Raw genomic sequence first — 12,661 nt, 5'->3', positions numbered from 1 at the left:
TGGGCGAGGGAGTTCAGGTGTTGCGTCACAACAAGACCATGGGCTCCCTCGCCTCATGCTCAGACCACGCACCCCTGGGAATTACTCATCTAGGGGTCTGTCGGGGAGCGTAGCTGGACCGGCACCGAGCGCACGAAACGCTGTTCGGCGTCGGTCACGCCGCCCATGAACTTGAACGTGCGCAGCGTCATCCGCCGGTCGGCGATGCGCAGCCCCGGCAGCTCCTCCAACAGTCGGCGCTCCACCCGGGTGAGGTCGGGCGCGTCGCGCAGCCACAGGATGAACAGGGTGTTATCCGGGCCCGCGATGGTCGTGCACAGCCGTACCTCGGGAATGCGTTCTCCCAGGTCGGGCACGCCGTCCAGCACCTGGGGGTCGACCGTACCCCACAGGGTGGCGGCGCTGGGCCACCCCATGTGCGCGCGGGAGATGTCGCAGCGCAGCCCGAGGAGGCCGTCCCGCAGCAGCCGGTTGATCCTCCGCGCCGCGGTGGTGGGCGCGACGTCGAGGCGCTCGGCGATGGCCTGGTAGCCGAGTCGGGCGTCGGCGCACAGCAGGTCCACGATGGCCTGGTCGAGTTCGGTGACGCGTTCGTTGCCCGCCGGGTCGCGCAGAGCGGGTGACAGCGCCCGCAACCGGCGCCGTTGGCCGGGGGAGAGGGCCCGAACCTGCCACAGGTAGGCCTCCCGGGGCACCTCGGTGACCACGTGGACCCGGTAGGAGACCACGTCGGGGATAGCGCCCACCCAGTTCAGCAGGTAGTCCGCCAGCCCGGCGCCCGGCACCACGGTGAGCATGAGCTGGTGCGACCCGGCCACGAACTGGATGCTCAGGGTGTCACGGTCCTCGGCCAGGGCCGCGGCGACCCGTTCCACTGATCCGTTGCGGCAGCTCAACTCCACATAGCTGAGGTTCCGACGGGCCATCACCCGGCGGCGCGGAAACGCGGCGATGCGCGCCAGCCCCTCCTCCTCCAGGCGCCTCCACCGGCGGGCGAGCGTGGTCGGGTCCGCGTCCAGGACCGGCCCGAGCTCGGCCCAGGTGGCCCGGGGCGCCAACTGGAGGGCGTTGATCAGAGTCAGGTCGAACTCGTTGGGCATGCTCGATTCCGGCAGAATCCACCTCCTCAGTAGGGATTTCCGGCGATTCCCGAAGGTTGCCGGAGCATCCGCGTAGGTTTCCGCAAGATCAGAAACGCGGCCCTGAGCTGCGAGTTCCCCGTTGGTTCACGCGCCGTCGCGCCCGGACACCCCACCGTGGGCCCGGGCCCGGCGCCGGGAGGAAGGTGGCGTCGATGACCCCTGCTGACAGGACCGTCGTGGTCCGGAACGGGAGCCTGATCGACGGGACGGGGTCCGCGCCCCTGCCCGACGGAACGGTGGTCCTGCGTGGAGGCCGGGTGGACTGGGTCGGCCCCGCCGACCGGGCACCGCTGATCGGCGGACCGCACCGAGTGGTCGACGCCGCAGGGGGCACGATCCTGCCGGGCTTCGTCGACACGCACGTGCACATGACCATGTCCGGCGACGGCATGAACCCGGCCGACCTGATCGACCAGCCGCCGCACTACGGGTACTTCACCGCGATCCCGCGCCTGCGCGCCACCCTCGACGCCGGGGTCACCAGCGTCCGCGACCTGGCCGGTCTCGACCAGGCCGTGGTGCGGGCCGTCGACGAGGGCATCGTCCCCGGCCCCCGTGTGACCACCGCCTACCGGGCGCTCGGCCCCACCGGCGGGCACGGTGACTTCCGCACCTGCTGCGGCTTCGACTACGGCACGGTCCTGGGCCCCGACGGCGCCGTCTCGATCAACACCGACGGTCCCGCCGAGGCCCTGCGCGCCACCCGCGAGGTCATGCGCAAGGGCGCCGGGGTCATCAAGGTGATGGCCAGCGGCGGGGTGTGGAGCCCCCAGGACACACCCTGGCACGACGGGCTCAACATCGAGGAGATGTCCGTGATCGTGCGCGAGGCCGCCAGCCACGACATCCCCGTGGCCGCCCACGCGCAGAGCGCCCGCAGCGTCCGCAACGCCCTCACCGCGGGGGTCACCAGCGTGGAGCACGGGTACGAGATCGACGACGAGGGCGTCGAACTCATGCTGGAGCGCGGCGCCTACCTGGTGCCCACCCTGTCCACCGCCACCACCCCGCCCGACCCGGCGAGGTCCGCCGACTACGCGGTCGCCAAGAAGCTCCGACTCCAGGAGCACCTGAGCGAGAACATCACCGCCGCTCTGCGGGCGGGGGTCCGCGTGGCCCTGGGCACCGACGCGGGCATCTGTCCGCACGGTCGCAACCTGCGGGAACTGGCGCTCCTGGTGGAACACGGCCTGAGCCCCATGGGAGCCCTCCTCGCGGGCACCCGCGACGCGGCGGCGCTGCTCGGTCTCGGAGACGAGATCGGCACCCTCGAACCCGGCAAGCGCGCGGACGTCGTCGTCTGCTCGGGCGACCCCCTCGCCGCACCCTGCCCGGTGACCCCGACAACGTCACCGTCGTCATCAAGGACGGCGCGGTCCACAAGGACACCACCGGTCGCCGACCGGGCGCCGCGTCCTGACCCGGCCTCCACGGTCCCCGCCCCACCCCTCCCTCCACCACCAGAGGTGACCCATGAGCACCCCGCGATCGAAGCGGAGCGGCGCCGTCGAGGCGCGCCCCGGACTCCTCACCCGCGGCCTCGACACCATCGAGCGTCTCGGCAACAAGATCCCCGACCCCTTCGTCCTCTTCCTCCTGCTCTTCGCCGTGGTCGCCGTGGCCTCCTCGGTCCTCTCGGCGATGGGCGCCACCTACGAGGTGCCCGGAAGCGAGGAGGGCGTCCAGCCGATCCGGGGGTTCTTCACCGCCGGGGGCCTCACCTGGTTCACCACCCACCTGGTTCCCAACTTCATCGGGTTCCCGCCGCTGGGCGTGGTGTTGACCATCCTGCTTGGCGTCGGGATCGCCCAGCGGACCGGCCTGCTCAACACCCTGGTCCGCCGGGCCTTCGGCGGCGCGCCGAAGTGGATGCTCCCCTACGTGGCCGCCCTGGTCGCCGTCTCGGGCAGCATCATGAGCGACGCCGCGATGGTGGTCATCCCCCCGTTGGCCGCGATGGTCTTCAAGGCGGCGGGACGACACCCCGTCGCCGGGCTGCTGGGCTCCTTCGCCGCCGCCATGGCCGCGTTCAGCTGTAGCCCCTTCATCACGAGCACCGACGCCCTGCTGTCCGGCATCACCAACACCGCCGCCGCGTCGGTGGAGAGCCTGGGCACCACCCACGTCAGCCCGATCTCCAACCACTTCCTCACGTTCACCATCGCGGTCGTGCTCAGCGCCGTGGCCGGTCTCCTCATCGACCGCGTCCTCGAACCCGCTCTGGAACGCCGGGGGGTCAGCCGTGAACAGACGGGAGCGGATGCCGCCGTCAGCGGGGAGGGCGAGGACCGTCCCGACCTGAAGATGGACTCCGAGCTCACCGCGAGCGAGCGAGCAGGGCTGCGCTGGGCCGGGATCTCCCTGGTGACCACGGTGATCGCGGTCCTGGCGGTCACGCTCCCCGCGGGCTCGCCCATGCGCAACGAGGACGGCGTCTTCCTCCCCACCTCCCCGCTGCTCGGCTCGGTGGTCTTCCTCGTCTTCCTCACCCTGGCCGTGCCCGGCGTCGCCTACGGTGTCTCCACCCGGGCGATCCGGGGCGGCGCCGACGTGGCGCGGATGATGGGGCACACGGTCAAGGAGATGTCGGGCTTCATCGTCCTGGCCTTCGTCATGGCGCAGTTCCTGGAGCTGTTCAACTGGACCGGCCTGTCCACGTGGATCGCCATCAAGGGCGCGCAGACCCTGGAGGCCACCGGGTTCACCGGGTTCGGCGCCATCCTCTGCTTCGTCCTGCTGGCCTGGCTGATCAACTTCCTCATCATCTCCGGCTCCGCCCAGTGGGCCCTGTTCGCCGTGGTGTTCGTGCCGATGTTCGCCCTCCTGGGCTACGAACCCGGGTTCGTGCAGGCCGCCTACCGGATCGGCGACTCCACCTCCAGCGTGCTCTCGCCGCTCAACCCGTACGTGATCATCGTCCTCGGCTTCCTCAAGTCCTACGAGCCCAGAGCGGGCATCGGCACCGTGATCGCGCGCTGTCTGCCCTTCTCCCTGGTCTTCCTGGTGATGTGGGTCGCCGTCTTCGCGGTGTTCTACTTCGGCGGACTGCCCATCGGCCCCGGCATGTACGCACGCCTCTAGCCACGCCCCCCGAACCAGAAGCACGAGAAGAAGGAGAGCACCCATGACCGGCGCCAGGACCCTGTACCGGGACCTCACCCTCATCGACGGCACCGGAGCGGCACCGGTGCCCGACGCCGCCGTCCTGGTCGAGGGCGGCCTGATCGCCTACGCGGGGCCCGCGGCCGACGCGCCCGCGCCCCTGCCCGGCGACACCGTCGAGACCCTGGGCGGGCGCACCCTGCTGCCCGGTTTCGTCGACACCCACGTGCACTTCGGGTTCTCCGACGGCCGCGCCCTGGCCGCCAACAACGCGGGCGTCTCCCGCAGCCTGCACGCGTTCGAGTCCGCCGAACGGATGCGCGTCACCCTGGAGGCGGGCGTCACCGGCGCCCGCGACCTGGGCGGTGCCGACGCCGGGTTCCGTCTCGCCCAGGAGCGCGGACTGATCCGGGGACCGCGTCTGAGCATGGCGTTGCGCCTGATGAGCCACACCGGCGGCCACGCCGACTTCACACTGCCCTCCGGCGCGAACCCGCACGACTGCGAGCACACCGCCGTCGAGATCGCCGACTCCCCGCAAGAGGTCCGGGTGGCCACCCGGCGCCTGGTCCGGGACGGGGCCGACGTCATCAAGGTGTGCGCCACGGGCGGACTCTCCAGCCCCTCGGACGGCCCCACCGACGAGGGGATCACGGAGGAGGAGATCGCCGTGATCGTGGCCGAGACCGCCCGGCACGGCGGTCGGCCGGTCGCGGCGCACGCCCAGGGCGCGGCGGGGATCAGGAACGCGGTGCGCGGCGGGGCCGCCAGCATCGAGCACGGCTACCTCGTCGACGACGAGGGCATCGACCTCATGTTGGAGCGCGGCACGTTCCTCGTGCCGACACTGACCACCTTCGACTTCGAGGACCGGGCCCACCTCATGACCCGCAAGGCGGTCGAGACCAAGCGGGCGCTGGCCGAGGAGACCTACCGCAGGATCTCGCACGCCGTCAGCCGGGGGGTCAGGGTCGCGATGGGCACCGACGCGGGCATCTCCGAGCACGGGCGCAACCTGCGCGAGCTCGCCCAGCTGGTGTCCGTGGGACTGACCCCGATGGAGGCGATCCAGGCGGGTACGAGCAACGCCGCCGCCCTGGTGGGCACCGCCGACCGGACCGGCACCGTCGAGGCAGGCAAGCTCGCCGACCTCGTGGTGTGCGAGGGAGACCCCCTCACCGACATCGCCCTGCTGGGCGACCGGGCCAACGTGGTGCTGGTCGTGCAGGGCGGTCAGGTCGTCAAGGACACCCGGGCCTGACCCGGCCCCGACGCGGAACGAGGGGCCCGGCGCGCCGTCCTCGCGCCGTGCCCCTCGGAGGCGGGGTCAGGCCGCGTTCTTGCGGCGCTGGCGCACCGCCTCGGCCAGGTTCTCCAGCACGCCTTCGGTCGTCTCCCAGCTCATGCACTTGTCGGTGATGGACTGGCCGTAGGTGAGCCGTGCCGGGTCACCCAGCTTCTGGGCGCCCTCCACGATGAAGCTCTCCAGCATCACGCCGATGACGCCCTTCTGGCCCTCGGCGACCTGGGCGGCGATCTCGCGGGCCACACCCGCCTGGCGGACGTGGTCCTTGCCGCTGTTGGCGTGGCTGGCGTCGATCATCAGGCGGCGCGGCAGCCCCGACCCCTCGATGACGTCCAGGGCGGAGGCCACCGACGCCGGGTCGTGGTTGGGGCCGCTACGGCCGCCGCGCAGGATCACGTGGCAGTCCGGGTTGCCCTCGGTGACCACGACCGATCCGGCCCCGGCCGGGTCCACACCGAAGAACGTGTGGGAGGCGGCGGCCGCGCCCACGGCGTCCACGGCCACCTGCACGTCGCCGTCGGTGCCGTTCTTGAAGCCCACCGGGGTGCTCAGGCCGCTGCTGAGCTGGCGGTGCACCTGGCTCTCGGTGGTGCGGGCCCCGATCGCGCCCCAGGAGACCACGTCGGCGATGTACTGCGGGGTGATCGGGTCGAGGAACTCGGTCCCGGCGGGAAGGCCCAGGGCGTTGATGTCGAGCAGGAGCTCGCGGGCGGTGCGCAGGCCACGGTGCACGTCGTAGGTGTCGTCGAGGCCCGGGTCGTTGATCAGGCCCTTCCATCCCACCGTGGTGCGGGGCTTCTCGAAGTACACGCGCATCACCACGCACAGCTCGCCGCTGACCGAGGGCACGAGGTCGCGCAGGCGGCGCGCGTAGTCCAGCGCGGACTCGGTGTCGTGCACCGAACAGGGTCCGACGACGACCAGCAGGCGGTCGTCGGTGCCGTCCAGGACCCGCTTGACCTCGGCGCGCGAACTCTCGACGAGGGCGGTGCTCTCCTCGCTCATGGGGAGTTCGGCGAGCAGGTCCTGAGGGGCGATGAGCGGTGTGTAGCTCGCCACCCGTGTGTCGTTGGTGCTCGTCATCTTCTCCCCGGTCCCATCACGTCGATCGCCTGGCGACAGATGCTCGTGCCGCACACCGACCGTAGCGCGGTCCCGGCGGGCCGGTGCGGCCGAGGTGGGAATTGTCCGGGTATTCCGGGGATGGGAAAGGCCACACGGCGTGCATGGGCTCACCGGCGTCCCAACCGGCGAGACACAATGGCGCCGGCGGCCATTTCCGATCGGCGGAGCGCGTCTTACGGCGTCAGTCTTTCAGGCCCGGGAGGTCCTCCTCCCAGTACTCGTGCGGATGGCGGGTTCCGTCCTCCTGCGTTCCGCGCGCGGCCTCGGCCCGGCGCAGGCGCACCCGCCGGATCTTGCCCGAGACGGTCTTGGGCAGGTCGGCGAACTCCAGGCGGCGGACCCTCTTGTGGGGTGAGAGGCGTCTTCGGGCGTACTCCAGGATGGCGCGGGCGGTCACGGCGTCGGGTGCGACGCCCTCGGCCAGGGTCACGTAGGCCTTGGCCACCGCGAGCCGCAGCCGGTCGGGGGAGGGCACGACCGCGGCCTCCGCCACGTATTCGTGTTCGATGAGCACGCTTTCGAGTTCGAATGGTGAGACGCGGTAATCCGACGCCTTGAACACGTCGTCGGACCGGCCGATATAGGTGAGGAATCCACGCGAATCCCGAGTCGCGATGTCGCCGGTGTGGTACAGGCCGCGGCGGGTCGCCTCACGGGTGTCGTCGGGGGCGTCCGCGTAACCGGTCATCGTCCCCACCGGGCGGTCCGACAGGTCCACGCAGATCTCGCCGGTGTCCGAGGGCTCCTCCGTCTCCGGGTCGACCAGGACGATGTCGTAGCCGGGTGCGGGGCGCCCCATCGACCCGGGCACCACCACCTGACCGGGGCCGTTCCCGACCAGCAGGGTGGTCTCGGTCTGCCCGAAACCGTCGCGGACCGTGAGGCCCCACGCCTGGCGGACGTGCTCGACGATCCACGGGTTGAGCGGTTCCCCGGCCGAGACCGTCTCGCGCAGCGGCACCCTCCACTCCGCCAGGTCCACCTGGGCCAGCATCCGCCAGACCGTGGGCGGCGCGCACAGCGTGTGCGCGCCGCAGCGCACCACCGCGTCCAGCAGGAAGGCCGGGTCGAACCGCTCCTGGTTGACCACCAGCACCGTCGCCTCCGCGTTCCAGGGCGCGAACACGCTGCTGTAGGCGTGCTTGGCCCATCCGGGGGCCGACACGTTCAGGTGCACGTCGCCCGGCTGGACCCCCAGCCAGTACATGGTGGACAGGTGTCCCACGGGATAGGAGCTCTGGGAGTGGGTGACCAGCTTCGGCCGGGCGGTGGTGCCGGAGGTGAAGTAGAGCAGCAGGGGGTCGTCGGGGGAGGTCGGAGCCGGCTGGGTGAAGTCCAGCCCCGAGTGCTCCGAGTCCGGATAGCTGAGCCACCCCTCCATGTAGCCGACGCAGATCCTCGTCCAGTGGCCCTGGAGGGGCTCGAACCGCGCGGTCTGCGCGGGCGAGCAGATTACGTGCGCCACCTCGCCGCGGTCCAGTCGGTCCACCAGGTCGGCGTCTGAGAGGTTCGTGGCGGTCGGAGTGACCACGGCCCCCAGCTTGATCGCGGCGAGCAGCACCTCCCACAGCTCCACCTGGTTGTCGAGCATGAGCATGATCCGGTCACCCGGGTGGACGCCCTGGCCGAGCAGCCAGTTGGCCACCTGGTTGGAGCGCTCCGACAGTTCGCGGTAGGTGTGGTGGACCTCGGACCCGTCCGCCTCCACCAGCCACAGAGCCGTCCGGTCCGGCCGTGTGGCGGCCACGTGGTCGAAGTGGTCCAGAGCCCAGTTGAACCGCTCCGGACGCGGCCACGTGAACTCGCGGTGGGCCGTCTCCTGGTCATCCCGGTGCTGAAGGAGCAGGTCCCGCGCGGCGCGGAACTCCCGTGCCCCCTCGGACATCTCGTGCGTCATCGAAGGCCTCCGGTTCGGGGGCGGCGCGCCGGGCGCACCGCCCACGTGCTCCCGGCCACCGGGCGGGTGGCGGGACGGGGTGTGCCCCTGCGGTTCTACCCGCAACGCCACGCTCCGACCCCTCACCGCCACGGCGGACCGCCGAGCGGCTCCGAGGGGCACGGCAGGCCAGGGGTGTCCGCCACGACCGGCACCCCTAGGATGGTCTCCCATGGAGGAACTGCACGGACACCACGCCATCTGGCGGTTCGACGAGGAGACGGTGCGCATCGGTTTCGGAACCGGGCGCAAGGTTCCCGCCCTGTTCAGGGCGTTGGGGCACTGCGCCGTCCCGTTGAGCGCGGTCCGCGACGTGGAGTTCACCCCGGGCGACCGCAAACACGGATGGCGGCTGCGGATTCGGCTCGTGGACGGGGCCGACCCCTACGCGCCACTGGAGACCGCGGGTGCGTCGGGAGCCTCCTCGCCCCTCGTCCTGACGGGACCACACGAGCGCGAACTCGTGGCCGAGTACTGCGCCGACCGCATCACCGAGTCCTCCCGCTACGCCCGCGAGACCCTCACCGCCCCGCTCGACCCGGCACAGGTGGCCAAGGCCCTGGTGGTGGGCCTGCCCTACCAGGCGCGCACCGGCGAGGGCTCGGCGACCTTCGACGGCGAACGCGTGCGGCTCGTGTGGGACGGCTGGATGGCCAGCACGGCCAAGGGCCAGGAGAAGTCGCGCGAGTTCCCCGTTTCGGAGATCGAGTCGCTGCGGTGGTACCCCCAGCGCGACTTCGACGAGGGCTTCCTCCGGGTCGTGCTGCGCGGAGTGACGATGCCCGAGGCCTCGGGACTGGAGAACGACTTCTTCACCCTCGCGTCACACGGGCTGAAGGGCAGCGAGGAGAGCCTGCTGATGGCGGCCACCGTCAACACCCACATCGCGCTGGCCGCGGGGGAGACCGAGGACGAGGCCGACGACGGTGTCCCCGCCCTGGAGCCGGCCCCGCCCGCCCGCGACGAGGCGAGCGACGAGATCTTCGCCAAGATCCGGGAGCTCGGCCGCCTCCACGCCGAGGGACTGCTGACCGACAGCGAGTTCAGCGGCAAGAAGGCCGAGCTCCTCGACCGGATCTGACCCGAGTCCAGTCACCCACCCACGAAAGGGCCACGCCTTGCGCACCTTGTACCCGCCCATCGAGCCGTACGACTCGGGCATGCTCGACGTCGGCGACGGACACCGCGTCTACTGGGAGCTGTGCGGAAACCCGGCGGGCAAGCCGGTGGTGTTCCTGCACGGTGGCCCGGGCGGCGGCTGCACACCCGACCACCGCAGGCTCTTCGACCCGGAGCGGTACCGCGTGCTGCTGTTCGACCAGCGCAACTGCGGCCGGTCCACACCGCACGCCAGCCGGATGGACGCCGACCTGTCCACCAACACCACCTGGGCGCTGGTCGAGGACATCGAGCGCCTGCGCGAGATGATCGGCGTGGACGCCTGGCAGGTCTTCGGCGGCTCCTGGGGCAGCTGCCTGGCCCTGGCCTACGCCCAGAAGCACCCCGACCACGTCACCGAGCTGATCGTGCGCGGCATCTTCACCCTGCGCGACCAGGAACTGCGCTGGTTCTACCAGGAGGGCGCCTCCCACCTCTTCCCCGACCTGTGGGAGTCCTACCTGGAGCCCATCCCGGAGGAAGAGCGCGGGGACCTCATCGGCGCCTACGCGCGCCGGCTGGAGTCACCGGACCGCGAGGTGCGCCTGGCGGCCGCCCGCGCGTGGAGCGTCTGGGAGGGGTCGACGATCACCCTGCGGCCCAGCCCCGCGCTGCGCGAACACCATGCCGACGAGGACTACGCGCTCGCCTTCGCGCGGATCGAGAACCACTACTTCCACAACAAGGGGTTCTTCACCCCGGAGCAGCTCATCGAGGGAGCCGAGCGCATCCGGCACATCCCCGGCGTGATCATCCAGGGCCGCTACGACGTGTGCACCCCGGTGCGTACCGCCTACGACCTGCACCGCGCGTGGCCGGAGGCCGACTTCCACATCGTCGACGACGCGGGTCACGCCTTCAGCGAGCCCGGCATCCTCGACCTCCTCATCGAGGCCACGGACCGCTTCGCCAAGGAGTGAGCCGGAGGGGGCCGCGCCACCCGGCGCGGCCCCGCCGCTCAGCCGCGGTCCGGCACCCAACACGCGGGGCGGTCGCCGTCCGCGGACACCGGGTCCAGGGGACCGTGTTCGGCCAGCAGGTCCCGGGCCCGCTCCCGCGAGAGGTTGCGGGCCCCGACTTCCTCGGCGTCCCGCAGCCGGGCGTCGATCAGTTCGAGGGCACAGGTGCGGTCGGGCCCGTCCAGTTCGAGCAGCCCGGGCACCGCGTCGGCCGACAGCCCGCGCAGGTAGCGGGTGTCCACGCTCTGGAGATCCAGGTCGTGGTGGCTCTCGGCGATGCGCAGGTCGGGGTCGCTGTAGGCGAACACGGCCAGGGCGGCCGCGCCCAGGGCCACCGTCGCGCGGGGCAGCCAGCGCGTCGGGCGGCCCAGGCAGTTGAGCAGTCCCGCCACCATGATCAGGCCGAACAGCAGCGCGATCCACACGATCCACGCTTCGGCCGCCACCCGCAGCCGGGTCAGCCCGAACACGTCGATGTACAACTGGAGGCGGGCCATCGCCGAGGCCAGGATGACCAGCGTGAGCAGGCACAGTACGCCGAGGAGCGCGTTGCGCGGGATGCGGGGGGCGGGCACGAGCCGAACCGTCAGCGCGACCACGCCCAGGACCAGCAGACCCACCATCACCAGCTGGAAGAAGCCCTGTCGGGCGTACTCGGCGTAGATGACCCCCGCGACCCGCTGCACGTAGTCGTCGCCGCCGAACATGGCGGTGGCCTGCACCCCGAGGAAGGCCGAGAACAGCGCGGCCAGGGACCCGAGCGGGACCGCCCACACCCAGACCGGCCAGGCCGACCGCTCGTCCGGTTCCTCCGTCCGGCGCGCCAGCGGCGCAGCGACGGGGCGGGGACGGCGTCGGGCGGCCAGCACCGCCGAGCCCGTGAGGAGGACGGTCGCCAACGCTGAGGCCGGGTGCAGCCAGCCCAGACGCACGTCGGGCGCGACGAACAGCCTTTCGAGGTGCGTGGCGAAGACGGGGTCCGCCAGGGCGAACAGCCCGCCGAAGACCACGAGCAGCACCAGGGTGGCCCCGACCGTGGCCAGTGCGGGCACGAGGAGCCGGTTCGACGACCTGAACCGGACCAGCGGGCGTACCAGGAACCTCGGGGCGGCGACGGCGTCACGCACCAGGGCCGTCGCCCCCGCGACCACCCCGGACGCGCTCCCGCGCGAAGCGGGGTTGTGCACGGAGAACGCGAGCGAGGCCAGGAGGAACGCCGCCGTCAGCGTCCAGGCCAGGACCCAACCCGCGTCCCGCAGCGCCGCCGTGGCCAGGAGGACGGCGGCCAGGCCGCCGTACACGGCCGACCATCCCCGTCGGCGCCGGTCGGGTCCCTCCGCTCCCGACGGCTCCTGCGGCGGCTCGATCCCCTCGGTGGCCCCGGACCGCTCCGGAGCACGGGGGCGGGTCACCAGGGCGGTGATCGCGACGGACGCGGCCAGCGCCCCGGTGATCACCACGCCGACTCCCGGGCGGTCGAACGTGGCCAGGGCCAGCGCCACCGCGCCCGTGCCCACCGCCGCCGGGGACAACCACACCTGGGCGTCCGGCAGGGGCGGGCGTGGCGGTGGAGGCGTGAACGGGGGCGGCGGGGGTGGCCAGGGAGGTGCCGGGGCGGCCGTTCCCGGGCCCCGGCCCGTGTCCCCGGCACGGGCCTCCTCGAAGACGGGCCCCTCGGCGCCCCGCGCACCCTCGGTGGCGGGGGTCCGCTCCGCACTGCCGTCCGGGACGGGGGCACCACCGCCTTCCCCACCGGTACCCCTGCTGGTTCCCTCCGTGCCGTCGTCCGAGGTGGCGGCCCCGGTCGTGTCCGGCGCCCGCGCACCCGCCGCCTCCGGGTCCGTGCCGCTCTCGCGCGGGACGGTCTCGTCCGTGCTCATGGCCCACCTCTCACGACACTGCTCCTCAGGGGACGGACGTGGGGTGTGATGAC

The 12,661-nt window shown here is 72.0% G+C and carries 8 protein-coding genes and 1 pseudogene; 5 read left to right on the top strand and 4 right to left on the bottom strand.

Annotation, left to right across the window (positions count from 1 at the left end; all coding sequences use genetic code 11):
- Positions 1 to 89: 89 nt before the first annotated feature.
- A complete protein-coding gene (locus ABZ635_RS20005) occupies positions 90 to 1,100 on the bottom strand; it encodes an Lrp/AsnC family transcriptional regulator (RefSeq protein ID WP_357767222.1) in 1,011 nt (336 codons plus the stop codon).
- Positions 1,101 to 1,294: 194 nt separating this feature from the next.
- Here ABZ635_RS20005 and ABZ635_RS20000 point away from each other — a divergent pair.
- The 3 genes and pseudogenes from ABZ635_RS20000 to ABZ635_RS19990 form a co-directional block, all read left to right on the top strand.
- A pseudogene (locus ABZ635_RS20000) lies at positions 1,295 to 2,413 on the top strand (amidohydrolase family protein); the annotation flags it as partial.
- A 202-nt stretch (positions 2,414 to 2,615) separates the two neighbouring features.
- Positions 2,616 to 4,223, top strand: coding sequence for an AbgT family transporter (locus ABZ635_RS19995; RefSeq protein WP_357767219.1), 1,608 nt, complete (start codon positions 2,616 to 2,618; stop codon positions 4,221 to 4,223).
- Between the two features lie 43 nt (positions 4,224 to 4,266).
- Positions 4,267 to 5,505 (top strand): amidohydrolase family protein, encoded by a 1,239-nt coding sequence (locus ABZ635_RS19990; protein ID WP_357767216.1) that lies wholly within the window; start codon positions 4,267 to 4,269, stop codon positions 5,503 to 5,505.
- Between the two features lie 66 nt (positions 5,506 to 5,571).
- Here ABZ635_RS19990 and ABZ635_RS19985 read toward each other — a convergent pair whose 3' ends face one another.
- Together ABZ635_RS19985 and ABZ635_RS19980 are read right to left on the bottom strand one after the other, a co-directional pair.
- A complete protein-coding gene (locus ABZ635_RS19985) occupies positions 5,572 to 6,633 on the bottom strand; it encodes a 3-deoxy-7-phosphoheptulonate synthase (protein WP_357767213.1) in 1,062 nt (353 codons plus the stop codon).
- A gap of 223 nt (positions 6,634 to 6,856) precedes the next feature.
- On the bottom strand, positions 6,857 to 8,572 hold the full coding sequence (locus tag ABZ635_RS19980) for an AMP-binding protein (protein WP_357767211.1): 1,716 nt from the start codon (positions 8,570 to 8,572) through the stop codon (positions 6,857 to 6,859).
- A gap of 211 nt (positions 8,573 to 8,783) precedes the next feature.
- On the opposite strand from ABZ635_RS19980, the gene ABZ635_RS19975 reads away from it, so the two are divergent.
- Entirely contained in the window at positions 8,784 to 9,692 is a 909-nt protein-coding gene (locus ABZ635_RS19975) for a DUF4429 domain-containing protein (RefSeq protein WP_357767208.1), read from the top strand.
- A 37-nt stretch (positions 9,693 to 9,729) separates the two neighbouring features.
- Positions 9,730 to 10,689 (top strand): prolyl aminopeptidase, encoded by a 960-nt coding sequence (gene pip, locus ABZ635_RS19970; RefSeq protein ID WP_357767206.1) that lies wholly within the window; start codon positions 9,730 to 9,732, stop codon positions 10,687 to 10,689.
- 38 nt (positions 10,690 to 10,727) lie between these two features.
- Here the strand turns inward: pip and ABZ635_RS19965 are convergent, their stop codons facing one another.
- A complete protein-coding gene (locus ABZ635_RS19965; protein ID WP_357767204.1) occupies positions 10,728 to 12,608 on the bottom strand; it encodes a DUF4173 domain-containing protein in 1,881 nt (626 codons plus the stop codon).
- Positions 12,609 to 12,661 lie beyond the last annotated feature (53 nt).

Origin of the sequence: Nocardiopsis sp. NPDC007018 (assembly GCF_040635075.1) — a bacterium.
Classification (GTDB): Bacteria; Actinomycetota; Actinomycetes; order Streptosporangiales; family Streptosporangiaceae; genus Nocardiopsis.
Note: the sequence above shows the minus strand (reverse complement) of the source record. Positions and strands in the feature narration are given on the sequence as shown.

What these genes read in the sequence shown, in the direction of transcription:
- ABZ635_RS20005 (WP_357767222.1), bottom strand. Translation starts at nt 1,100, where the DNA reads ATGCCCAACGAGTTCGACCTGACTCTGATCAACGCCCTCCAGTTGGCG.
- ABZ635_RS19995 (WP_357767219.1), top strand. Translation starts at nt 2,616, where the DNA reads ATGAGCACCCCGCGATCGAAGCGGAGCGGCGCCGTCGAGGCGCGCCCC.
- ABZ635_RS19990 (WP_357767216.1), top strand. Translation starts at nt 4,267, where the DNA reads ATGACCGGCGCCAGGACCCTGTACCGGGACCTCACCCTCATCGACGGC.
- ABZ635_RS19985 (WP_357767213.1), bottom strand. Translation starts at nt 6,633, where the DNA reads ATGACGAGCACCAACGACACACGGGTGGCGAGCTACACACCGCTCATC.
- ABZ635_RS19980 (WP_357767211.1), bottom strand. Translation starts at nt 8,572, where the DNA reads ATGACGCACGAGATGTCCGAGGGGGCACGGGAGTTCCGCGCCGCGCGG.
- ABZ635_RS19975 (WP_357767208.1), top strand. Translation starts at nt 8,784, where the DNA reads ATGGAGGAACTGCACGGACACCACGCCATCTGGCGGTTCGACGAGGAG.
- ABZ635_RS19965 (WP_357767204.1), bottom strand. Translation starts at nt 12,608, where the DNA reads ATGAGCACGGACGAGACCGTCCCGCGCGAGAGCGGCACGGACCCGGAG.